Here is a 21,826-nt window from a genome sequence, read left to right as displayed (position 1 = left end):
ATTGGGACGGAATTGGGACCGGTTTGTCGGTGAGTCCCCATCGGCACCGCTCCATCGTCCGACCGGACAGGTCCTGCCGTGCAGATCTCAAGGATGCTTCTTGAACCAATTGTGCAGGTAATCGACAAAGATCCTCACCTTGGCCGGCAGGTATCGACGGTGCGGATAGACGGCGTAGATGCCGCGGTCGGTCGGGATGTAATCGTTGAATAGCGTCACCAGCTCGCCACTTTCGATCGGCTTGCGGGCGATGAAATCGGGAATAAGGGCGATGCCGATCCCGGCGAGGGCAGCGCGCAGCGTCGCGTGCGGGCTGTTGACCTCAATCGGCCCGGAGACGGCGACGGCGAAGGTTGTGTTGTCAGGATTGTGGAAGCGGATGCTGCCTTGGGTGCGCGAATTGGTGTCGACGATGAAGGGAAGATTGGAAATGTCGCTTGGATGCTCGAGATCGGGATGGCGCTCGAGAAAATCCGGGGTGGCGCAGAGATGGACGCGGAAATCGGAGATCTTGCGGGCGATCATGCCGGAATCTTCGAGCTTGCTGATGCGGATCGCCACGTCAAACCCTTCCTCGATCAGGTCGACGAACCGGTCGTCGGCGGCAATCTCCAGCGAAAGGTCCGGGTTCTCGCCGGCGAAATCGATCAGCGACTGGCCCACGTCGGCGTCGACGAAGGTGCGGGGGACGGAGACGCGCAACCGTCCCTTCAGCTGTGCATTGTTTTCGCGCACGAGATCGGCAAGGTTGTCGATCTCCTTCAAAATATCGGAGGCGCTGCGATAATAGGTGTGGCCGGCCTCCGTCATGGAGAACTGCCGGGTGGTGCGGTTGAGCAGCAACGCGCCGAGCTCGTCTTCCAGTTCACGCACATATTTCGACAGCAGCGCCTTTGAGCGGCCGGTGCGCCTGGCGGCGGCGGAAAAGCCCTCAGCCTCGACGACATCGATGAAGGCGCGTATGCGCGTCAAGGTATCCATGGTGCTTTCCTAGAACTGTTTCGGAACATTGAACAAATTGGCCCGTCCTGTTCAATTATTTTTTTGCCCACAGGATCAAAAAATCGCTTGATTATGAAGGCGAATATTCTTATCTCCCAGTCAGCCCAAAGTCGCACGTGCCCATGGGTGTCCGCCGAACCCTCGAATTGGTGAGGAAATCGGTAAGGTACCTGGAATTAACCCCTCCAGTCGCTATTCCGGCCAACCGGAAAATGCGAGGACGCCTGAAGCAACGACGGTGCGGGCCTTTTTGTTCTCTCCCTGCTTTCCATCAGTGGGGGTTACTGAAGAGGCACACCATCATTGCCGGAAGTGCGGTTGGGACTCTCCCTCCAATCCATGGCAGACAAAGCCGAACTTACACCGCGTCCGCGGCGTTGGTTCACTATCCGCGCATCGAGCGCTTGCTATGGTTCCGGGGTCTCCACCGGCTGGTTCCAATGCGAGTTCTCGTATGCCCTTTGTCCTCCGGTTCATGCCGGAGCTCTGGAATTGGAAGAGGGAACTGAAATGACCACCCAGCGCATCCGCGACTTTCTCGCAACCCGACGTCCCGACGGTCCCTGCCTCGTGGTTGACCTCGATGTTATCAGAGATAATTTCCACGCCTTCCGTCACGCCATGCCGGATAGCGCCATTTACTACGCCGTCAAGGCCAACCCGGCTCCGGAAGTGCTGAAGCTGCTCGCAGGCCTCGGCTCCAATTTCGATTGCGCATCCGTTGCCGAAATCGAAATGGCGCTCGAAGCCGGTGCGACCGCTGCCCGCATCTCCTATGGCAACACGATCAAGAAGGAGCGTGACGTTGCTCGCGCGCACGCGCTCGGCGTCAGCCTCTTTGCGGTCGACAGCCACGAGGAAGTCGAGAAGATCTCGCGCGCCGCTCCCGGCGCCCGTGTCTTCTGCCGCGTGCTCACCGATGGCGAAGGCGCCGAATGGCCGCTGTCGCGCAAGTTCGGCTGCGTTCCGCAGATGGCGGTCGACGTTCTCGTCTACGCCCATCAGCTCGGCCTGCAGTCCTACGGCGTCTCGTTCCATGTCGGCTCACAGATGACCAAGGTCGATGCCTGGGATTCGGCTCTGGCCGATGCCAAGCGTGTCTTCGTCCAGCTTGCCAAGCAGGGCATCCACCTGCAGATGGTCAACATGGGCGGCGGCTTTCCGACCAAGTATCTGCGCGACGTTCCGTCCGCGGAAGCTTACGGCAAGTCGATCTATCAGGCGCTGCGCACGCATTTCGGCAACCAGATCCCGCAGACGATCATCGAGCCGGGTCGCGGCATGGTCGGAAATGCCGGTGTCATCAAGGCGGAAGTCGTGCTGATCTCCAAGAAGTCGGACAATGACGACGCCCGCTGGGTCTTCCTCGACATCGGCAAGTTCGGCGGTCTCGCCGAAACCATGGACGAGGCCATCCGTTACCCGATCCGCACCGAGCGCGACGGCGACGAGATGGAGCCCTGCGTGATCGCCGGCCCGACCTGCGACTCGGCCGACGTGCTGTATGAAAAGAACCTCTATCCGCTGCCGCTGTCTCTGACGATCGGCGACGAGGTGCTGATCGAAGGCACCGGCGCTTATACGACGACCTACTCGGCAGTCGCTTTTAACGGCTTCGAGCCGCTGAAGGCCTACGTCATCTAAGGTCTTGTTTCTGCTAGTCCCGTAACCAGCCGGGGCGGCAAATCCACAATTCTCCGAAGTCACCGTCTGAAACGGTTTTGAGTGCGGGAGGCCACGATGGCCGCTGTTCTTGATTCTGTCCGCGCATTCTTTGCGCCCTCCATTTTCACCGTCGACGCCGAAAATCCGTCGGATGTCGTCGCGCGTGAAAACCTGCTCGATCGCGTCATGGGCACTGACCGCCGCAAGAAATCGTCGGAGAAAATCCGTCGCAACCGCATTCCGGCCGAAGGACTTGCGCTGGTCGCGCGTGATCGCGACGGCCATCTGATCGGCACGGTACGGCTCTGGAACGTCGAGGCCGGCGTCAACGCCGAAGGCACGCCGATCAACGCGCTGCTGCTCGGCCCCCTGGCCGTCGATTGCCATCATGGCGGCAAGGGCGTCGGCTCGGCCTTGATGCGCGCGGCGGTTCTCGAAGCGAAGAACCGCGGGCATGGCGCCGTCCTGCTTGTCGGCGATGCCGCCTATTATGAGCGTTTCGGCTTCTTCGCCGAAAAGGCACGCCATCTTGTCATGCCAGGTCCGTTCGAACGTTCGCGCTTTCTCGCGCTTGAGCTCACCGAAGGCTGGCTTGACGGCGCGGCCGGCATGATCGTTCCCTCGGGACGAATGCTGGCCAGCGCGCCGGTTCGCCGCGCAGCTTGAGCTGCGCGCCCGCCGGTGGGATAGGGAACTTTCCCTGCCGGTATTATCCGCGCCGCTGATCATGCGGGCAGGCGGCCCTGTCGTGGTTGCGGCGCGGATTGTCTTTCCAGCCGAGAGGATGAGGCGCAGGTAGCGGCTCACCAGCAGACACGATCGCGTGAAAAGTGCCATGGGCACGCGGAGATACTGCGGCGATATCCTATCTTCGGCCGCATGATCCGTATTTTTTTCCTTCTCCTTTTCTTCTGCTGCCGTTTGGCGCAACAGGCCTGGCGTCCGTCCAGACCACGGCGTCCGACGCCGGGCTTGGTCCGCGGCTCGACCAAGCGGCGAGCGATCCGGCGCTGCGGCCGCTCAAGACGGTGGTCGTCGCTCGCGACGGACGCGTGCTCATCGAACGCGGCTTCCGTGGTCATTCGCCGTCGGAATCGACCAATATCAAATCCGCCTCGAAATCGATCATTTCGGCGCTCGTCGGTATCGCGATCGACAAAGGATTGCTTGCTGGGCCGGACCAGAAGATCGCGCCGATCCTGAAGGCCGATCTTCCCTCATCGCCCGACCCGCGCCTCAACGACATCACCATCAGCAATCTTCTCTCCATGCAGGCGGGGCTCGACCGTATGTCCGGGCCGAACTATGGCCGCTGGGTCTCCTCGCGCAACTGGGTGCGCTTTGCGCTCTCGCAGTCTTTCGTCGATCAGCCCGGCAGGGAGATGCTCTATTCCACCGCATCCACGCATCTGCTTTCGGCTATTCTGACCAAAGTCAGCGGCCGGTCGACCCTGGCGCTGGCGCGCGAATGGCTCGGCCCGGTCGAGGGTTTCCGCATCGGCGCATGGGAGCGCGACCCACAGGGCATCTATCTCGGTGGCAATCAGATGGCAATGAGCGCCCGGTCCCTGCTTGCTTTTGGCGAACTTTATCGCAATGGCGGGCGTACGACGCAGGGAGTGCAGGTGGTGCCTGCCGACTGGATCGTGCAGTCCTGGCAGCACCGCACCAATTCGCGCTTCTCCGGCGACGAATATGGCTATGGCTGGTTTACGCGTGAGATCGGCGGCGAGCAGGTGCATTTCGCCTGGGGTTATGGCGGCCAGATGCTCTACATCGTGGCGGCGCTCGATCTGACCGTCGTCATGACGTCCGAAGAGAGCGGTCCCTCGGCTCGAAACGGCTACCGGGATCTGCTACGTGGTTTGCTGGCCGACATCATCGGCATCGTGCGGGCGGCTTCACCGCAGCGGCGGGCCGAAATCGAAGAATTCTGGAAAACCAGGGCCCATAGCGAAACGAGGGGTCTCCCGAAAGCTTAGATATTCTGATCCATCGTCTCTGCCGGGATCTCATCGCCGCGGTGGATACGAACGACAGTGGCAGGAACGCCGGCGACCGTGCAATGTTCGGGGACCGGCTTCAGCACGACGCTGCCGGCGGCGATCTTGCTGAAGGCACCGATTTCGATATTGCCGAGAATCTTGGCGCCTGCGCCGATCATAACGCCGTGGCGGATCTTCGGATGACGGTCGCCCGTCTCCTTGCCGGTGCCGCCGAGGGTGACGTCCTGCAGGATCGATACTTCGTCCTCGATCACAGCCGTTTCGCCGATCACGATGCCCGAGCCATGGTCTAGCATGATGGAAGCGCCGATCTGGGCCGCCGGATGGATATCCGGGCCGAAGACCAGCGAGGCGAGATTGGCGAGCCAGGTGGCGATCTCCCGGCGGCCGGCGCTCCACAGCGCATGGGCGACGCGATGCGTCTGCAGCGCATGAAAGCCCTTGAGGTTCAGAAGCGCATGCAGAAATGTGGTGCAGGCAGGGTCGCGATCGCGCACGGCGGCGAGATCGGCCTCAACTTTCCGCATGATATCGTCATCGAGCGTGGAAAGGATGAGATCGAACAGATCGCCCGTTTCGACGTGCGCTACCGCGAGCCGCGCCGCCAGCACGCGGGCGAGGATCTCATGGCTGGCGGTGGTATCCGTCACCTGCTCCGCCAGCAGTCGCCGCAATATCGGCTCGCGCCCCGCAAGCTTGCCCGCCTCAGCCCGGATCACCGTCCAGACGGATCCGCCATCCAAGGACTGCGGCTGTTGCACAGCCAAACCAGGGCCGGTCGATTTCGGCATTGACGTTTCCTCTGTCAAGTCACGGCCCGGCGGTCGTGGGTGGATTCCATGTTTTGCACAGCCAAGGCGATTAGCAAGCGTGATCTTCTAACCGGTCCGGAAGACGGCGCCAATAATAGAGCACGTCAGGCTCTTTTTCCTCATTGTCTGCGCCGTCGGTCTCTTCGCCGGCGATGAAGCCATGTCGCTCATAGAACGCGCGTGCGCCCGTATTGCGCCGGAAAGTCCAAAGCCGGATATCCTCCATCTCCTGCTTGGCGCGGCCGAGGAGGAGGGAGCCGATGCCGACGCCCTGGAAATCGGGCAGAACATAGAGCTGCTCTATCCAGTCGTCGCCAAAGGCGATGACACCGATCAGCCTGTTTGCCGTGGCCGCGCCGAGAATCGTGCAGTCGCGCAGCAGATGCATGCGCCAATACTGCTCTTCTTCCTCAGGCGTGTGCAGGATGGGCAGCCAGGGCAGGCGCTGCCGGAGCGCCTCGCGCCTGATTTCTGCCGCCGCACGCATGTGCCCGGCGCCGAGTGTCACGAGTTCAGCTTCCTTCGAAGCGTCGTCCATTTCAGCAACGCGGCCTCAAGCCGAGATATCGATGACGCCGCAATCGCCGGCTTCCGAGGCGAAGGCGAGCAGCTTGCCGTTTGCGCTCCAGCTCATCGCCGTGATCGCGCCTTTGCCGGGGCGGCGCAGCAGCGCTTCCTTGTTGTCGGCAACGCGTACAGCGAGGATCATGCCGTCGACGAAGCCGATGGCGAGGATATCCTCCAGCGGATGGAACTTCACTGAGGTCGCCATGATATTGGCGCGGGTGCCGAGCTCCAGCGGTGCCTTGCCCATCGGCCCGTCCTTGCCTTGGAAAGGCCAGACGATGGCTGCCGGCGCCCCCGACGAGGCGAGCCATTTGCCCTTGACCGACCAGGAGAGGGATTTCACCTTGGCGGGATAGCCCGTCATGCGCATGTGCCGGGCCTCGGTGCCGGGCTTGCTGTCGAGCTTCCAGCCGTGCAGCGCGTTTTCCTGCATCGAGGTGACGAGAAAGTTGCCATCCGGCGAGAAGGTCACGCCGGTATGCGCGCCTTTCCATTCGAGATCGACCGGTTTGGCGCTCATGCCGACCCAGTGGAGCGACACGCCGTTGTAACGGGCGGCGGCGATGCGCAGACCCTTCGGCGCGAAGGCGATGGCTTCGACCGTGCGCTCCTCTGCGAATTCCTTGGTCGTGCCGTCGGCAAGGCGCACGAGCGAACTTTTGCCGTAGGAATAGGCGATGGCGCCTTGGGGGCCGGCCGCGACCTGCGAGATCCATTTGCGCGGCGCGGTCGCGAGTTCGCAGACGCTGCCGTCCGCCGCGATGCGCAGGACTTTGCCGTCCTCGCCGCCCGAGATCAGGCTGCCGCTATAGGGATCGCGGATCGCGGTGAGCATGCCCTGATGGGCTTCTGAAACCCTCTCGCCGCCGTCCAGCCGGTGAAACGTGCCGTTTGCGTTTGCGAAGAAGGGAACATCACCTAAAAATTCGACGGCCAGAACGTGGCCGTCGAGATCAAGCGGTGCAACTGTCGGCATCAGGCAGCTGCCTCGCAGGCCTTGAAGGAAGCCTCGAGTTTTTCGCGGTCAAGATCGCGGCCGATGAAAACGAGACGGCTTTCATGCTTCTCGCCCTCCTTCCACGGACGCTGGTGATCGCCTTCGATGATCATGTGCACGCCCTGGACGACGTAACGCTGGGGATCGTCCTTGAAGGCGATGATGCCCTTGAGGCGAAGAATGTTCGGGCCCTGCATCTGGGTGATCTTCTGGATCCAGGGGAAGAAGCGTTCGGGGTTCATCTGGCCGCCGCGCAGCGACACCGACTGCACCGTCACATCGTGGATCGCCGACATGGCGCCATGATGATGATCGTGCCGCTGGTGATCATGGTGATGATCGTGATCATGATCATGATGATGGTGGTCGTGATCGCAATCCGGGCCGCAGACGTGGTCGTCATGGCCGTGCTCCAGGAAATGCGGATCGTTTTCGAGTGCGCGTTCCAGGTTGAAGGCGCCCTGATCGAGCACGCGGGCGAGGTCGACGCCGGAGCGGCTGGTCTTGTAGACGCGGGCGGCCGGGTTGATGGCGCGGACGATGTCTTCGATCACATCAAGTTCGTCCGGGGTGACGAGGTCGCTCTTGTTGATGACGACGACGTCGGCGAAGGCGATCTGGTCCTCGGCCTCGCGGCTGTCCTTCAGGCGCAGCGGCAGGTGCTTGGCGTCGACAAGCGCGATGACGGCGTCGAGCTCGGTCTTGGCGCGCACGTCGTCGTCCATGAAGAAAGTCTGAGCGACGGGTACCGGATCGGCAAGGCCCGTCGTCTCGACGATGATGCCGTCGAAACGGCCGGGGCGGCGCATCAGGCCTTCGACGACGCGGATCAGGTCGCCGCGCACCGTGCAACAGACGCAGCCATTGTTCATCTCGTAGATTTCTTCATCCGATTCGACGATCAGGTCGTTATCGATGCCGATTTCGCCGAACTCGTTGACGATGACCGCATATTTCTTGCCATGGTTTTCGGAGAGGATGCGGTTGAGCAAGGTCGTCTTGCCGGCACCGAGATAACCGGTGAGCACGGTGACGGGAATAGGCTTCTGGGTGGAGATCGCGTCGGTCATGAGAACCTCTAAATTAGGCGTACAGCCGAACGGCTAGGGATCGGCCTTTGAGCGGTTGGTCTCATATAATGGCATGGGCACCGCAGTTCAAAGGATTTTATATGTTATAAGATCACGTCGCCGCACGATGCAGACGATCGCTTTTTCAACGGAGTTCGCCGACGTCGAATGCATCGACATCCTCCAAAAGTTCCACCAGCCCCTTCACCGCATGGGCAATCAACGCCTCGCCCTTTTCGGCCGTCGCAGCCGCGGCATTGCCAGCCACGCCTTGTTCGTTGATGTCCGACATCTTCCAGCCGAAGGCATGCTGGCCGTAGGCGCGCAGGTGCTTGAAGCGGGTGGCGAATTCCGTCTGCCGCGAGGAAAAATCCTCAGCCTTTGCCATGTCTACCTTGTCGGGGTGAAGCGCCAGCATGACCGAGGTCTCGATATCGCCGCCATGGATGCCGATCGCCTTTTCCTCCGGCGCAATCACGCCATCCGGCAGGCCGAAGCGGGTCCAGCTCGTCGCCACCGCCAGCATGGCAAAGCGGACCCGCGCCTCGGTCGCGACGACCGATATCAGAGGCGAGTTGCCGCCATGGGCGTTCAGCATAACGAATTTGCGAATGTCTCTCTTCGCCAGCCTTTCGGCAATGCCGAGCCAGCGGTTGACCGCTTCGTCGAAGGCGAGCGTCTTCGTTCCTTCAACATCCATATGTTCTACGGAATAGCCGACCGATTCGGTGGGCAGGAAGGTTACCGACAGTCCGGCGGGCAGGGCCTTCTTCAATCTTCCGGCGATGCCGTCGGCAATTAGCGTGTCGGTTTCGAAGGGCAGGTGAGGGCCATGCTGCTCATGGGCACCGAGCGGCAGCAGGGCGATCGGGCGGCCTGCGCCGGAGGCACGGACCGAGCCGCTGTCGTCGAAGCGGGGCGAAGGCGTCATCATCCGGTCGTTGCCTCTTGTTTATGACGAGATCATGGGCAATGTCATATCGCAGCGGCGTCGGGGCTTAAAGATCAAAGGGATGGCTATGGGAAAGAAGCATAAGGACGGCAAGAAGAGCAAGTCCAAGAAGAAGGACCAGACGGAGTACACGCTCGTCGATCTTTCTCCGGCGCTCACCCAGGCGGCCCGTTCGATGCGCACGGTGCTCTCGCGCAACCTGTTCGAAAGCGGTCTCTATGCCGGCCAGGACGGCGTCATTCTCTCGCTTGCCGAGAGCGACGGCATGACAGCGGGCGGCCTTGCGCAAAAGCTCGGGGTCAAGGCGCCGACGATGACGCGGACGATCGGCCGCATGGAGGCGCAGGGCTTTCTCGAGCGCAAGCCCGATGCCGAGGATGCGCGCCTCACCAAGGTCTATCTCACTGCGCTCGGCCGTGACAGCGTGCGGGCGATCGAAATGGCGGCCTCGGCCTGTGACCGACTGGCGACGCAGGAGTTTTCAGAAAAGGAAATCCGCAATCTGGTTCGCCTGCTGAAGGCGATCGACGCCAATCTGCAGACCGAAGCGCATGGTATCGAAGAACCGGAAGAAGACTGAAATTTCTCCTGAAAGACGAATTGCCTCCGCCGGTTAAATCTTTTAATTAAACATTTTAAGGGGACCGCGCCGGTTGCCGTGCGGTCTTGCTGTCTTGCGTGCTGCCTGGAGGAGGACACGTGGTCCAGAAGATCAAGCTATCGACAATCGCCGAAACGCTCGGCATTTCAACAGCGACCGTATCGCTCGCCTTGCGCGACAGCCCGCTGGTGGCCGGTAATACGCGGGAGAAGATCAAGGAGCAGGCGCGCGCGCTTGGCTATATCTACAACCGGCGTGCCGCCAGCCTGCGCACCTCACGCTCGGGCATCATCGGTGTCGTCGTGCACGACATCATGAACCCTTTCTACGGCGAAATCCTGAAGGCGATCGAAAGCGAGCTCGACCGCAGCCGCCATACCTTCATTCTCTCCAATCATTATGACAATGTCGAAAAGCAGCGCACCTTCATCGAGACGCTTCTGCAGCTCGGCGGCGACGGCGTCATCATGTCGCCGGCGATCGGTACGCCGCCGGAAGATCTGCAGTTGGCGGAAGAGAACGGCATGCCGGCGATCCTCGTCGCCCGCTCGATGGACGGTCTGGAGCTGCCGACCTATCGCGGTGACGACAGCTATGGCATCTCGCTCGCCACCAATCACCTGATCGGTCTCGGTCACCGCTCGATCGCCATGATCGGCGGTACGGACCAGACATCCACCGGCCGCGACCGCTACCAGGGCTATGTCAACGCCCTGCGCAAGGCGGGCATCGAAGTCGATCCGAATCTGCGCATTCCCGGGCCCCGCTCGAAGCAGGGCGGTTTCGAGGCGGCGGTGCATTTCCTCTCGCTGCCGCAGAAGCCGACGGCGGCGGTCTGCTGGAACGATCTCGTCGCGATCGGCCTGATGAACGGCATTGCCCGCGCCGGTCTGGTGCCGGGGCGCGATATTTCCGTCACGGGTTATGACGATCTCGAGGAAGCCTCGATCGCCACGCCGGCGTTGACGACCGTCTGGAACGGCCAGACCGAAGTCGGCCGTCTGGCTGCGCGCGCACTTCTCGATCGTCTTGCCGGCAGCCACGAACCTGACGGCATGCATCTCATCAAGCCGGAAATGCGCATCCGCCAGTCGACCAGCCCCCATCGGCCCCGCGCCTGAACCAGACCCCGTCCAAGAGGAAAAGCCATGTCCCGCATCGCCATTCTCGTTCCTGGGAAGATACACGAGCGTGTTCTCGAAAGGCTGAAGGATCGTTTTGAGATCATTGCTGTCGCCCGCGAGGAAAAGCTGGCGCTCGACAGCGAGACCGCCGGCCGCATCCGCGGCGTTGCCGTCTCCGGCGCTTTTCCCGGCGCCTGGATGGACCAGTTGCCTGGTGTCGAAGTGATCGCCAGTTTCGGGGTCGGTTATGACGGCATGGATGTGAAGCGTGCAGTCGAAAAGGGCATCGTCGTCACCAATACGCCAGACGTTTTGAACGACGAGGTTGCCGATACGGCGATCGGCCTGCTCCTGAACACGATCCGCGAGCTGCCGCGGGCCGAGGCCTGGCTGCGTGCCCGCAATTGGAAGCCGGGCACGGCTTATCCGCTGTCACGTTTCTCGCTCAAGGGCCGCCATGTCGGGCTCTACGGCCTTGGCCGCATCGGGCTCGAGATCGCCAAGCGGCTGGAACCGTTCAAGGTGAAGATCAGTTATCACACGCGTTCGCGCCATGCGGAGGCGCCCTACGATTATCACCCGACGTTGAAGGGATTGGCGGAGGCGGTGGACACGCTGATCGCCATCGTTCCGAAGACGCCGCAGACGCATAAGACGATCGACGCCGATGTCCTGGCCGCTCTCGGTCCGGATGGGGTTCTCGTCAATGTCGGCCGCGGCTGGACCGTCGACGAAGAGGCGCTGAGTGCCGCCCTCGCCTCAGGCGCGCTCGGTGCGGCCGGCCTCGACGTCTTCTACGAAGAGCCGAGCGTGCCGTCCGGCCTCCTGGAACCGGCCAATGCGGTGCTGCTGCCGCACGTTGCCTCGGCCTCCGTGCCCACGCGCATGGCGATGGCCGATCTGGTTGCCGACAATCTCATCGCCTGGTTCGAGAAGGGGGCAGCGCTGACGCCGGTGCCGGAGACGCCGCAAAAAATTCAGCGCGGCTGAGCTCGACTGCCTCCTAGGCGGTCGCCGGTGCCGTGATAACCGGACGTTTGCCGCCGGCGTAGTTGCGGACGGCGTCGCCGAAGGCGGCAAACAGCTTGTTCGACGCCTTGTCGGTTTCGGCCCAATATTCCGGGTGCCATTGCACGCCGACGGCGAAGGCCTTGGCATCGATGACGGAAACGGCTTCCACGGTGCCGTCTTCGGCGATGGCTTCCACCTGCAGGCGCGGTGCGGTTCTGGCGATAGCCTGGCGATGCAGCGAATTCACGCGGATATCGCCTGAACCGAGAATGCCTGCTATGCAGGAGCCTTCCTTGACATGGACGGTCTGGCGGATGGCATACATGCCGTCACGGTCGACCCCTTCCGGCCGGCGATGATCCCAGATGCCGGGCTGCTCATGGATCTCGCTTGCCAGCGAGCCGCCGAGAGCGACATTCAGTTCCTGAATGCCGCGGCAGATGGCAAGCAGCGGGATGGCACGGTCGATGGCGCGGCGGATCAGCGGCAAACTGGTGCCGTCGCGGGCGGGGTCGAAGGGGCCGTCCCTGTCAGTCGCCTTGGCGCCATAGAGCGAGGGATGCACATTGCTGGCCGAGCCTGATACCAGCAGACCATCGACGCGGTCGAGCACCGCGTCGGGATCGTAGCCTGCCTCGAAGGCGGGGATCACGAAGGCCATGACGCCGGCCGCATTCAATGCGGCACCGACATATTGATGCTGCACGGCATGCCAGGTCGCGCCGTCGAAGCTGCGGATATCGGCAGGAATGGCAACGATTGGTTTCGTCATGTTTGCACCGGTAAAATCTTCTGCTGGTCGTTTTTGCCGCCAGAACGGCGGTGGAGTCAACGCCTGGCTTTGTCCGACGACCAATTGCACCGCAAACGGCGCCGCGGCTCCGGGGCTCGCGCTAAGCTGCTGATATTGTGGACGCCTCGCGCGCTCCCTATTGCTATCCTGATGCCAAAGGCTAATAGACTAAAGCTTGAATCGCGGCCCCCTCCATGCTTAGCTCTGCCCTCGCTGCGGGTAGGGATGGATTGGCCGCGCAGTGCCATCTGTACGGGAGGTTTTTTGATGGATCGTCGTTCGTTTTTCAAGAAGGCGGGAACCGCCAGTGCCGGCGCGGTTGCGGCAACGGCGCTGGCGGCGCCTGCGATCGCGCAAGAGAATCCGAAGATCGCTTGGCGCATGACGTCTTCGTTTCCGAAGAGCCTGGATACGATCTATGGCGGTGCCGAAGACATCGCCAAGCATGTTGCCGCTGCGACCGACGGCAATTTCACCATCCAGCCTTTCGCGGCCGGTGAAGTCGTGCCGGGCCTGCAGGCTGTCGATGCGGTGGCCGCCGGTACGGTCGAGGCAGCCCACACCACCTCCTATTATTTCGTCGGCAAGGATCCGGCCTATGCCTTCGGAACAGCCATCCCGTTTGGATTGAACAGCCGCCTGACCAACGCCTGGTTCTACCAAGGCAATGGCAATACGCTGATGAACGAGTTCTACGCCACGCAGGGCATGTATGCCCTGCCGGCCGGCAATACCGGCGCACAGATGGGCGGCTGGTTCCGCAAGGAAATCAACACGCTTGACGATCTGAAGGGCGTGAAGATGCGCATTGCCGGCCTTGCCGGACGCATCATGGAGAAGGTCGGCGTCGTCCCACAGCAGATCGCCGGCGGCGACATCTACCCGGCGCTCGAAAAGGGCACGATCGATGCGGCGGAATTCGTCGGCCCCTATGACGACCTGAAGCTCGGCTTCCACAAGGTGGCGAAGTACTACTATTACCCGGGCTGGTGGGAAGGCGGCCCGACGGTGCACGCCTTCTTCAATCTGGATAAATGGAGCAACCTGCCGAAGCACTATCAGGCAGCGCTCACCGACGCCTGCGCCTTCGCCAACACCAACATGCTGGCGAAATACGACATGAAAAACCCGACGGCGCTGAAACAACTCGTTGCCGAGGGTGCGACGTTGCGCCCGTTCAGCCAGGAGATCATGGAAGCCTGCTTCCAGGCGGCAATGGGCATCTACGGCGAAATCTCGGCCAATAACCAGTATTTCAAGAAGATCTACGAGGATCAGACCGCCTTCAAGCGCGACGCCTATCTGTGGATGCAGCTCTCGGAATACACCTTCGATACGTTCATGATGATCCAGCAGCGGGCCGGGAAGCTTTAGGCTTTCCGCGACCGACATCGACGCTTTAGGCGAATGTAAGAAAAACCCCGGATCGTTGATCCGGGGTTTATTTTTGTTAGGCTATTTGGCAGGCGCGGGCGGGGCTCCCGGCAGGCCGTTCAGCGGCGGCAGGGTGAGGCCCGGTATCTGCGGCGAGCCGTTGCCGCCGCCGCCCACCGGCGGCAGGCCGAGCTGGCCGCCAAATCCCGGCACTTCGATCTTGATCGAGTTCGGATCGACCTTGGGGCCATGGTCAAGCCAGTAGGTGACCGATTGCGGCCAGAAGATCACGATCGCAACCAGAATAATCTGCATGCCGACCCAGGGCAGGGCGCCCATGTAGATATCGGAGGTCTTGACGTCCTTGCTGGCGATCGAGCGGAGGTAGAACAGCGCGAAGCCGAAAGGCGGATGCATGAAGCTGGTCTGCATGTTGACGCAGATCAGGACGCCGAACCAGATCAGGTCGATCCCAAGGCTGGAGGCAACGGGCGCGAGCATTGGAATGACGATGAAAGCGATCTCGAAGAAATCGAGAAAGAAAGCCAGCACGAAGATGAAGATGTTGACGAAGATCAGGAAACCGACCGGCCCGCCGGGAATGCCCGACAGCATGTGCTCGATCCACCGCGAACCATCCATGCCCTGGAAGACCAGGCTGAAGCAGGTGGAGCCGACCAGGATCATCACCACCATTGATGTAATATGCGTGGTCGATGTCATTGCTTCGCGGATTAGCGGCCAGGTGAGACGGCGGTTCATGGCTGCCAGCGCCATGGCGCCGACGACGCCGAGCGCGCCGGCTTCCGTCGGTGTCGCAAGGCCCATAAAAATCGTACCGAGCACGAGGAAGATCAGCACGATTGAGGGCACCATGCCCATCAGCACTTTCGCCAAAAGCGCCCAGTTGAAGTCGCCGCGCACCTCTTTCGGCAGCGGCGGCATCGATTTCGGCTGGATGATCGACATCACCAGGATGAAGAGCACGAAAATCGTCACCTGCAGGATCGAGGGGCCGATCGCGCCGAGATACATGTCGCCGACCGATCTGCCAAGCTGGTCGGCGAGAACGACGAGCACGAGCGAGGGCGGGATCACCTGGGTGATGGTGCCAGAAGCGGCGATGACGCCGGTGGCAAGGCGCGGGCTGTAGCCGTAGCGCAGCATGATCGGCAGCGAGATCACCCCCATGGTAATGACGGAGGCGGCTACCGTGCCGGTGATGGCGCCGAGCACGGCGCCGACGAGGATGACGGCATAGGCGAGGCCGCCGGGAACGCCGCCGAAGAGCTTGCCGGTGCCTTCGAGCAGATCCTCGGCAAGGCCGCAGCGTTCCAATATCGCTCCCATGAAGGTGAAGAAGGGAATGGCGAGCAAGAGGTCGTTGGAGACGATGCCGAAAAAGCGCAGCGGCAGCGCTTGCAGAAAGGCTTCGCTGAAATGGCCGGTGACGATGCCGATGATGCCGAAGAACAGGCCGACGGCAGCGAGTGAAAAGGCGACCGGAAAGCCGTAGAGCATGAAGATGACCATGCCCAGGAACATGGCCGGCGGAATGATGCCGAAATCAAACAAATCCGTTCCTCCCGGGAGCGCTACTGCAGTGGCTTTTCGTATTTGGTGTCGATGCTGATTTGGCCGGTCAGCGCTGCGATCCGCTTGATCAGCTCGGAAACGCCCTGAAGGGAAAGCAGCGCGAAGCCGGCGACGAGGATCAGCTTTACGGGCCAGCGGATCAGCCCGCCGGCATTGGCCGATATTTCCCCCTGCCGGTAGGAAAGCGCGAAGAAGGGCCAGCAGAGCCAGGTGAGGAAGACGCAGACGGGGATGAGGAACAGGATGAGGCCGACAATGTCGATCCAGATCTTCGCCTTGTCGGACACTGCGCCATAAATCAGATCGACACGAACGTGCTCATTGTTGCGCAGAGCATGCGAGGCGCCGAGCATGACGACGAAGGCAAAGAGGTACCACTGGATCTCAAGCCAGCCGTTCGAACTGTAGTTGAAGGTGTAGCGAACGATGGCATTACCGGCGCTGATGAGACAGCAGAACAGGACCATATATTCGGAAAGTTTGCCCATGATCCGACTGATCGAATCAATCAGCCGGCTTGCCGCCAAAAGTGTCGACATTCGTTTCCCTTGTTCTTGTCCTGCCATTTTTCGGCAGCTTTCCCTCTTTCGAATCGGTGTAGACCACGGCCTTTGAAATTGGAAGGATAAATGCCTCTGGTTAGAGCATAGTCTAAGTCGCAACAGGCGGCCGTCGATGTTTTAACAACCTAAGCGTGGGTAAATTCTTTCCTTATTCTCGCCAGGAGGATGCATGATCTCGCGCAGGCTGCGGTGTTCATCCGATGGTTTTAGAAAATTTGACCAAATGTCTGATTCGATTGAAATCAATTTTTAAAGGGTTGGGCTTAGAATCCCCGCGCACAGGGAAAGTGTGGATGAAGCCAGATAACCCGAACAGGGTCCCTATTGATGTGTATTTGTCGTTTGTGAGCTCCCTTTCCGGGAACCGCATGACGCTTCTTGTCGGCGTGATCGTCCATGTCGCGACGTGCCTTGCTGTGGCTGCCAAGACGCAATACTCCATCTACATCCTACTGTCGGTCGCCTTCCTTTTGGTCTTCAGCGCTCGCATGGCCATCTTCCGGCAGTTCGATCATGTCGACAAGCAGAGCCTGTCGCGCGGGGGAATCGAGCGTTGGGAGCGGATTCTTGTTGGCGCCGGATCCTGCACCACCGCACTCCTCGGCATCGCCAGCGGCTACGCTATCTTCGTCGTGCACGATTCCTTTGCGGAGCTTGCCTGCATTTCCGTCACCATGGCGACCATGGTTTCCGTTGTCGGGCGCAACTACGGCTCGCGCTTCGCAGTCGACCTCCAGACGGCCTTCTGCTGCCTGCCGATGATCGTCGGCAGCCTGCTGGCGCTCGACTTCTATCGCGGCGTGCTGTCGATCTTTCTCATCCCCTTCTGGCTGACGACGCGGGCGATGGCGAACGGCGTGCGCGAATTTCTGTACGAGAATGTTATCGCGCGCCGGGAAATCACCATCATCGCCGACCGTTTCGACACGGCGCTCAACAACATGCCGCATGGCCTCGTCATGGTCGATGACGAAAACCGCATCCAGGTCGTCAACCGCAAGGCCTGCGAACTGCTGAAAATCGGCGCGCCGGAACGGCTGAAGGACCGCGATCTTGGCGCCGTGCTGCGCTATGGCGCACGCTACAGCTTCATGGACGCCTCACAGCCGGAGCTCATCCTGCGCCAGCTCACCCAGGTGGCCGAAGGCAACTTGTCGCGCACGCTCATTCACTTTCCCGAGGCCCTGTCGCTCGAATTCTCCGCCAGCCGCAGAGCTGACGGTGGCGCGGTGCTGATCTTCGAAGACGTATCCAGCCGTGTGAAGGCCGAGCAGAAGATCATGCATATGGTCCGCTTCGATGCGCTGACCGGCCTGCCGAACCGTGAATATTTCGGCCAGCTGGTGCAGGAGTATCTCGCCAAGAATCCGAGGAAATCGGGGCCGCTTGGCTTTATGGTGCTCGATATCGACGAGTTCAAACATGTCAACGACATGCGCGGTCACGTCACCGGCGACCATCTGCTTTGCGCCATCGCCGCCCGCATCAAACAGGTCTGTGGCAGCGCCATCCTCGGCCGGTTGATGGGCGACCAGTTCATCCTGTTCTTCCCGCATGCGAAGGAGCCGGCCTCACTCGATCTCGAGATCCGTCGCGTGCACGCTGGGATCCAGGGCCATTATGAAGTCGACGAGCTGACCTTCCTCATTTCGCTTAGTGCCGGTTACGCCATTCTCGAAAGTTCCGCTTTTGCGATGGACGAATGGAGTGTCAAGGCGGATCTTGCGCTGTTCGAGAGCAAGTCTCGCTTCAAGGGCGGCATATCAGGCTTCGAGCGCGAGATGGACGGGCGCTATATCGAGCAGCAGAAGCTGAAAGCAGATCTTCGCGAGGCGGTCGCGGCGCAGGCGCTGCACCTCGTCTTTCAGCCGATGTTCCGGGCTGACGGTTCGCGCATCGAATGCGCCGAGGCGTTGGCGCGGTGGGTGCATCCGGAGAAGGGCTCGATCCCGCCCGACGTCTTCATTCGGCTCGCCGAGGATATGGGCATCATCTCCGACATCACCCGTTTCGTGCTGTCGCAGGCCTGCAGCGAATGCATGACCTGGCCGGAGCACATCGCCGTCTCGGTTAACCTCTCGGCACGGGATTTGCGCGATGCCGACATTTTGTCGGTGGTCGCCGACGCGCTTGCCCATTCCGGGCTCAACGCGGCGCGGCTGCATCTCGAAGTCACCGAAAGCTGCCTGATCGACGAGCCGCAGGCTGTGCGCGCGATCCTGGCGGAACTCAGAGCCCGCGGCATCACGATTGCGATCGACGATTTCGGCACCGGCTTCTCCAGCCTCAGTTATCTCGACACGCTGCCGCTCGATATCGTCAAAATCGACCGCTCCTTCGTGCGGAATATCGTCGAGGATACTCGCCGCCTCAAGCTGCTGCGAGGGACGGTCAATCTCGCCCGGGAACTCGGTCTGAAGATCGTCATCGAAGGTGTCGAGACTGACGAGCAGCTCGCTCTGCTCAACAAACACCGCAGCACCGATCTGGTACAGGGCTATGTTTTCTCGCGGCCGGTGCCTTCCCAGAACATCCCACTCCTGCAACAGGGCGTCGGCCGCCGCGCCGTCCAACGTCGCCGCAACAAGGTCGCCTGAGCTTTCGGTAGCCGCCGATGTTTCTTGTGATACCCCGCCGTTAACCTTAATACTTTATAAAGGGCCCGAATTATCGGATTTTCTTGCCTAAACCTCACTGACGTATGATTAATGATCCGTTAACGAGTGGATCAAAATATGTCAGACACACTGTTCACGCGTAGTGATTTCAGTACGAAAATTTTGGAAATTCTGGATCATGTCGAATATCGCCGTGTCGAAAGCAGCGAAGACATGGAGGAGGTGGAGCGGCTGCGCTACAAAGCCTACAAGGCCCACGGCGCGCTGTCGCTTGCCCCGGAAGGCCTGTTGGACGATGTCGATTTCGACAGCCATGCCTATATCTTCGGTCTCTACTATTATGGCGAACTGGTCAGTACGATCCGAATTCATTATGTGACGCCGGAGCATCGTATCAGCCGGTCCGGAGAGGCCTTTCCCGAGGCGATGGATGAGCTTCTGGACGCCGGGCTAACCTTGATCGACCCGGCGCGTTTCGCGGCGGACCCGGAGCTCACCGCCAACATGCCATGGGTTCCCTACCTGACGCTGAGACCCGCCATCGTCGCGGCAGCGTATTTCCGGGCTGACCGCGTTATTCAGTCCGTTCGGCCCCCGCATGCCGCCTTCTATAAGCGGGTCTTCTATGCCGATACTATTGTGCCCGGCCGACTGGCGGAGAGTTACGGGGTTGATGTGACGCTGATGGCGACGAATGTGGTGGAGGTCGGGCGCAAGCTGTTGACGCGCTATCCCTTCTTCATCTCCAGCGCCAGCGAACAGCGCATGATGTTTTCGCGCAATCCCCACGATACGCTGCCGCCGCTTACCATCATCCCGACGGCGCGCTTCGTGCCGCAAGGTGAACTCGGCACCGACCTGCCGCTGTAATTTCTCCTGCTCTGCGAATGAGGAGAGGTTATGCAGCAGTGAGGAGATCCGCAGCCGGCGCCCTCACGTTTTTCCTTGCGGAAGAAGGTGGCTTGGAACCCGCGGCTGCGGCATTCTCATGCATTGCGCTTTCGCCTGTCATTGTGTAATTCGTGCAGGCAGGGACTTCCCTCGGCCTAAGAGGGAATCAGGCAGCGCAAAAGCATTTCAGGGAGACGATATTTATGGCCGAACATCATACCGGACCGGTCGAGACCGGCGCGCCGATGGATTACAAGGAACATGAGCAGACCTACAACATGTTCATTGCCGGCACGAAATACGGCACGATGCTTCTCGTCGTTCTCCTGCTCGCGATGACCGCCGGTTTCTTCGGCGGCGCCGGCCTCCTCGGCGGTCTCTTCGTCTTCATCGTTCTTCTCGCCGCCGGCATCTTCCTGTTCCGCTGATCGCGGCTGGCGCATCGGCCTGAAAATCGCAATTCGATTTTCGACAAACACGATGTGTCTATTCAAGGGAGTTGGAGCGTCTTTGTGCGTCCGGGGGGACGCAGGCGCTCTAAGGGGAGGGGAGGCTTCTCCGAAGCCTTGTGAATTAGGTGCTTGGCCTGCGCAGGCGAGCCTGCGGCGGTCTGGCTGACCCGGAGGAGGGGGCAGTTGGGCAATATTGTTTTCGTTGCAAGGGAAACCACGGACGGGGAGACGCGTGTCGCGGCCTCCGCCGAGACCGTGAAGAAGATGAAGGGTTTCGGTTTCGACGTCGTCGTCGAGGCCGGCGCCGGTGCGGCTTCGCGCATTCCGGACGCCGAATTCGAGGCCGTAGGCGCCAGGATCGGCAGTTTTGCCGATGCAGCCTCCGCCGACGTGGTGCTGAAGGTGCGCCGCCCGAGCCCATCGGAAATCGCGGGTTACAAGAGCGGCGCCGTTGTCATCGCGATCATGGACCCCTACGGCAATGACGAGGCGATTGCCGCACTCGCAAGCGCCGGGCTTTCGACCTTCGCCATGGAACTGATGCCGCGCATCACCCGTGCGCAGTCCATGGACGTGCTCTCCTCTCAGGCCAATCTCGCCGGCTACCAGGCCGTCATCGAGGCCGCGGCGGTCTACGACCGCGCGATGCCGATGATGATGACGGCGGCAGGCACCGTGCCGGCGGCCAAGGTCTTCGTCATGGGCGCCGGCGTCGCCGGTCTTCAGGCGATCGCCACCGCGCGCCGCCTGGGTGCCGCAGTCTCGGCGACCGACGTGCGCCCGGCCGCCAAAGAGCAGGTCGCCTCACTCGGCGCCAAGTTCATCGCCGTCGAGGACGAGGAGTTCAAGGCGGCGGAAACGGCCGGCGGTTATGCCAAGGAAATGTCCGCAGACTATCAGGCGAAGCAGGCAGCCCTCGTCGCCGAACACATCGCCAAGCAGGATATCGTCATCACCACGGCTCTCATTCCCGGCCGGCCGGCGCCGCGGCTCGTTTCGCGCGCCATGCTTTCCTCGATGAAGCCGGGTGCGGTCGCCGTCGACCTCGCGGTCGAGCGCGGCGGCAATATCGAGGGGGTCGTTGCCGGCGAGGTCGCCGACGTCGACGGCGTCAGCGTGATCGGCTTTGCGAACATGCCGGGCCGGGTCGCGGCCAGCGCCTCGGCGCTTTACGCCAAGAACCTCGTCACCTTCCTCGAGACGATGGTCAACAAGGAAACGAAGGCGGTCGTCGTCAACCTCGACGACGAGCTCGTCAAGGCGACGATGCTGACCTATGCCGGCGACGTGGTTCATCCCGCCTTCGGCGGCGCGAAGAAGGGAGACGTGTGATGGCCAGTGAAGCAATGGACAGAGCGCTGCAGCAGTTGAACGAAGCGGTGACGGCCGTTGCCACTGCAGCCGCGCAGGCTCCGGAAGCGGCAAGTGCGGCGACCGGCGGGGCGATCGATCCCTTCGTCTTCCAGCTGGCGATCTTCGTCTTGTCGATTTTCGTCGGCTATTACGTCGTCTGGTCGGTGACGCCGGCGCTGCATACGCCGCTGATGGCAGTGACCAACGCGATCTCGTCGGTCATCGTCGTCGGCGCGCTGCTGGCGGTCGGCATCTCCACAAGCGGTCTTGCGACCGGTTTCGGTTTCGTCGCCCTGGTGCTGGTTTCGGTCAACATATTCGGCGGCTTCCTGGTCACGCAGCGCATGCTTTCGATGTACCGCAAGAAGGACAGGTGAGG

Annotated in this window: 20 protein-coding genes and 1 pseudogene; 12 read left to right on the top strand and 9 right to left on the bottom strand. The window is 61.3% G+C overall.

Features of this window, described 5'->3' with window-relative positions:
* Positions 1 to 87 precede the first annotated feature (87 nt).
* Positions 88 to 981 (bottom strand): LysR family transcriptional regulator, encoded by an 894-nt coding sequence (locus NXC14_RS19310; RefSeq protein ID WP_064805022.1) that lies wholly within the window; start codon positions 979 to 981, stop codon positions 88 to 90.
* A gap of 531 nt (positions 982 to 1,512) precedes the next feature.
* Here NXC14_RS19310 and odc2 point away from each other — a divergent pair.
* The 3 genes and pseudogenes from odc2 to NXC14_RS19295 all read left to right on the top strand — a co-directional run bounded on the left by odc2 (position 1,513) and on the right by NXC14_RS19295 (position 4,649).
* Positions 1,513 to 2,646, top strand: a complete 1,134-nt coding sequence (gene odc2 / locus NXC14_RS19305) for an ornithine/lysine decarboxylase (RefSeq protein WP_085779503.1) — start codon at positions 1,513 to 1,515, stop codon at positions 2,644 to 2,646.
* 96 nt (positions 2,647 to 2,742) lie between these two features.
* The gene (locus tag NXC14_RS19300) at positions 2,743 to 3,333 is read left to right on the top strand and encodes an N-acetyltransferase (RefSeq protein WP_085779502.1); all 591 of its coding nucleotides are present in this window, start codon (positions 2,743 to 2,745) and stop codon (positions 3,331 to 3,333) included.
* 213 nt (positions 3,334 to 3,546) lie between these two features.
* A pseudogene (locus NXC14_RS19295) lies at positions 3,547 to 4,649 on the top strand (serine hydrolase).
* Here the strand turns inward: NXC14_RS19295 and cysE are convergent.
* The 5 genes from cysE to NXC14_RS19270 all read right to left on the bottom strand — a co-directional run bounded on the left by cysE (position 4,646) and on the right by NXC14_RS19270 (position 9,053).
* Positions 4,646 to 5,464, bottom strand: coding sequence for a serine O-acetyltransferase (gene cysE, locus NXC14_RS19290; RefSeq protein WP_085779501.1), 819 nt, complete (start codon positions 5,462 to 5,464; stop codon positions 4,646 to 4,648). The pseudogene NXC14_RS19295 and the gene cysE overlap by 4 nt on opposite strands.
* A 70-nt stretch (positions 5,465 to 5,534) precedes the next feature.
* Positions 5,535 to 6,023 (bottom strand): GNAT family N-acetyltransferase, encoded by a 489-nt coding sequence (locus tag NXC14_RS19285; RefSeq protein ID WP_085779500.1) that lies wholly within the window; start codon positions 6,021 to 6,023, stop codon positions 5,535 to 5,537.
* A 15-nt stretch (positions 6,024 to 6,038) separates the two neighbouring features.
* A complete protein-coding gene (locus NXC14_RS19280; RefSeq protein WP_085779499.1) occupies positions 6,039 to 7,028 on the bottom strand; it encodes a WD40 repeat domain-containing protein in 990 nt (329 codons plus the stop codon).
* Positions 7,028 to 8,119 carry a GTP-binding protein gene (locus NXC14_RS19275; protein ID WP_085779498.1) on the bottom strand — a complete coding sequence of 364 codons (1,092 nt, stop codon included), beginning with the start codon at positions 8,117 to 8,119 and terminating at the stop codon, positions 7,028 to 7,030. Before NXC14_RS19275 ends, NXC14_RS19280 begins: the two co-directional genes overlap by 1 nt.
* A 145-nt stretch (positions 8,120 to 8,264) precedes the next feature.
* Positions 8,265 to 9,053, bottom strand: a complete 789-nt coding sequence (locus NXC14_RS19270) for a creatininase family protein (protein ID WP_085779497.1) — start codon at positions 9,051 to 9,053, stop codon at positions 8,265 to 8,267.
* A gap of 85 nt (positions 9,054 to 9,138) precedes the next feature.
* Between NXC14_RS19270 and NXC14_RS19265 the strand changes: the two genes are divergently transcribed.
* From NXC14_RS19265 to NXC14_RS19255, 3 genes are all read left to right on the top strand, one after another.
* Positions 9,139 to 9,651 carry a MarR family winged helix-turn-helix transcriptional regulator gene (locus tag NXC14_RS19265; protein WP_085779496.1) on the top strand — a complete coding sequence of 171 codons (513 nt, stop codon included), beginning with the start codon at positions 9,139 to 9,141 and terminating at the stop codon, positions 9,649 to 9,651.
* Between the two features lie 119 nt (positions 9,652 to 9,770).
* Positions 9,771 to 10,793 carry a LacI family DNA-binding transcriptional regulator gene (locus NXC14_RS19260; protein ID WP_020922290.1) on the top strand — a complete coding sequence of 341 codons (1,023 nt, stop codon included), beginning with the start codon at positions 9,771 to 9,773 and terminating at the stop codon, positions 10,791 to 10,793.
* A gap of 27 nt (positions 10,794 to 10,820) precedes the next feature.
* A complete protein-coding gene (locus tag NXC14_RS19255) occupies positions 10,821 to 11,786 on the top strand; it encodes a 2-hydroxyacid dehydrogenase (protein WP_085779495.1) in 966 nt (321 codons plus the stop codon).
* A gap of 13 nt (positions 11,787 to 11,799) precedes the next feature.
* Here NXC14_RS19255 and NXC14_RS19250 read toward each other — a convergent pair whose 3' ends face one another.
* Positions 11,800 to 12,579 carry a gamma-glutamyl-gamma-aminobutyrate hydrolase family protein gene (locus NXC14_RS19250; protein ID WP_085779494.1) on the bottom strand — a complete coding sequence of 260 codons (780 nt, stop codon included), beginning with the start codon at positions 12,577 to 12,579 and terminating at the stop codon, positions 11,800 to 11,802.
* 288 nt (positions 12,580 to 12,867) lie between these two features.
* Between NXC14_RS19250 and NXC14_RS19245 the strand changes: the two genes are divergently transcribed.
* Entirely contained in the window at positions 12,868 to 13,974 is a 1,107-nt protein-coding gene (locus tag NXC14_RS19245) for a TRAP transporter substrate-binding protein (protein ID WP_085779493.1), read from the top strand.
* A gap of 81 nt (positions 13,975 to 14,055) precedes the next feature.
* On the opposite strand, the gene NXC14_RS19240 is transcribed toward NXC14_RS19245, so the two are convergent.
* Together NXC14_RS19240 and NXC14_RS19235 are read right to left on the bottom strand one after the other, a co-directional pair.
* On the bottom strand, positions 14,056 to 15,549 hold the full coding sequence (locus NXC14_RS19240) for a TRAP transporter large permease subunit (RefSeq protein WP_085779492.1): 1,494 nt from the start codon (positions 15,547 to 15,549) through the stop codon (positions 14,056 to 14,058).
* A gap of 20 nt (positions 15,550 to 15,569) precedes the next feature.
* Complete coding sequence (locus tag NXC14_RS19235; protein WP_085779491.1) at positions 15,570 to 16,109, bottom strand: TRAP transporter small permease subunit; 540 nt, start codon at positions 16,107 to 16,109, stop codon at positions 15,570 to 15,572.
* 317 nt (positions 16,110 to 16,426) lie between these two features.
* Between NXC14_RS19235 and NXC14_RS19230 the strand changes: the two genes are divergently transcribed.
* From NXC14_RS19230 to NXC14_RS19210, 5 genes are all read left to right on the top strand, one after another.
* A complete protein-coding gene (locus NXC14_RS19230) occupies positions 16,427 to 18,730 on the top strand; it encodes an EAL domain-containing protein (RefSeq protein ID WP_085779490.1) in 2,304 nt (767 codons plus the stop codon).
* A gap of 138 nt (positions 18,731 to 18,868) precedes the next feature.
* On the top strand, positions 18,869 to 19,621 hold the full coding sequence (locus NXC14_RS19225) for a hypothetical protein (protein WP_085779489.1): 753 nt from the start codon (positions 18,869 to 18,871) through the stop codon (positions 19,619 to 19,621).
* A 224-nt stretch (positions 19,622 to 19,845) separates the two neighbouring features.
* The gene (locus NXC14_RS19220; RefSeq protein ID WP_011426827.1) at positions 19,846 to 20,070 is read left to right on the top strand and encodes an aa3-type cytochrome c oxidase subunit IV; all 225 of its coding nucleotides are present in this window, start codon (positions 19,846 to 19,848) and stop codon (positions 20,068 to 20,070) included.
* 207 nt (positions 20,071 to 20,277) lie between these two features.
* Positions 20,278 to 21,426 carry a Re/Si-specific NAD(P)(+) transhydrogenase subunit alpha gene (locus NXC14_RS19215; RefSeq protein WP_085779488.1) on the top strand — a complete coding sequence of 383 codons (1,149 nt, stop codon included), beginning with the start codon at positions 20,278 to 20,280 and terminating at the stop codon, positions 21,424 to 21,426.
* Positions 21,426 to 21,824: a proton-translocating transhydrogenase family protein gene (locus NXC14_RS19210; RefSeq protein WP_085779487.1), complete on the top strand. Its 399-nt coding sequence runs from the start codon at positions 21,426 to 21,428 to the stop codon at positions 21,822 to 21,824. The genes NXC14_RS19215 and NXC14_RS19210 overlap by 1 nt, the downstream gene beginning before the upstream one ends.
* Positions 21,825 to 21,826: the final 2 nt, after the last annotated feature.

The organism is Rhizobium sp. NXC14, assembly GCF_002117485.1.
In the GTDB taxonomy this organism is placed as follows: Bacteria; Pseudomonadota; Alphaproteobacteria; order Rhizobiales; family Rhizobiaceae; genus Rhizobium.
Note: the sequence above shows the minus strand (reverse complement) of the source record. Positions and strands in the feature narration are given on the sequence as shown.

Bases quoted from the DNA above. Each gene is read 5' to 3' on its own strand.
- NXC14_RS19270 (WP_085779497.1), bottom strand. From the start codon at position 9,053: ATGATGACGCCTTCGCCCCGCTTCGACGACAGCGGCTCGGTCCGTGCC.
- NXC14_RS19220 (WP_011426827.1), top strand. From the start codon at position 19,846: ATGGCCGAACATCATACCGGACCGGTCGAGACCGGCGCGCCGATGGAT.
- NXC14_RS19300 (WP_085779502.1), top strand. From the start codon at position 2,743: ATGGCCGCTGTTCTTGATTCTGTCCGCGCATTCTTTGCGCCCTCCATT.
- NXC14_RS19250 (WP_085779494.1), bottom strand. From the start codon at position 12,579: ATGACGAAACCAATCGTTGCCATTCCTGCCGATATCCGCAGCTTCGAC.
- NXC14_RS19245 (WP_085779493.1), top strand. From the start codon at position 12,868: ATGGATCGTCGTTCGTTTTTCAAGAAGGCGGGAACCGCCAGTGCCGGC.
- NXC14_RS19255 (WP_085779495.1), top strand. From the start codon at position 10,821: ATGTCCCGCATCGCCATTCTCGTTCCTGGGAAGATACACGAGCGTGTT.
- NXC14_RS19230 (WP_085779490.1), top strand. From the start codon at position 16,427: ATGAAGCCAGATAACCCGAACAGGGTCCCTATTGATGTGTATTTGTCG.
- NXC14_RS19280 (WP_085779499.1), bottom strand. From the start codon at position 7,028: ATGCCGACAGTTGCACCGCTTGATCTCGACGGCCACGTTCTGGCCGTC.
- NXC14_RS19210 (WP_085779487.1), top strand. From the start codon at position 21,426: ATGGCCAGTGAAGCAATGGACAGAGCGCTGCAGCAGTTGAACGAAGCG.
- NXC14_RS19275 (WP_085779498.1), bottom strand. From the start codon at position 8,119: ATGACCGACGCGATCTCCACCCAGAAGCCTATTCCCGTCACCGTGCTC.
- odc2 (WP_085779503.1), top strand. From the start codon at position 1,513: ATGACCACCCAGCGCATCCGCGACTTTCTCGCAACCCGACGTCCCGAC.
- NXC14_RS19265 (WP_085779496.1), top strand. From the start codon at position 9,139: ATGGGAAAGAAGCATAAGGACGGCAAGAAGAGCAAGTCCAAGAAGAAG.
- NXC14_RS19285 (WP_085779500.1), bottom strand. From the start codon at position 6,023: ATGGACGACGCTTCGAAGGAAGCTGAACTCGTGACACTCGGCGCCGGG.
- NXC14_RS19225 (WP_085779489.1), top strand. From the start codon at position 18,869: ATGTCAGACACACTGTTCACGCGTAGTGATTTCAGTACGAAAATTTTG.
- NXC14_RS19235 (WP_085779491.1), bottom strand. From the start codon at position 16,109: ATGTCGACACTTTTGGCGGCAAGCCGGCTGATTGATTCGATCAGTCGG.
- cysE (WP_085779501.1), bottom strand. From the start codon at position 5,464: ATGCCGAAATCGACCGGCCCTGGTTTGGCTGTGCAACAGCCGCAGTCC.
- NXC14_RS19310 (WP_064805022.1), bottom strand. From the start codon at position 981: ATGGATACCTTGACGCGCATACGCGCCTTCATCGATGTCGTCGAGGCT.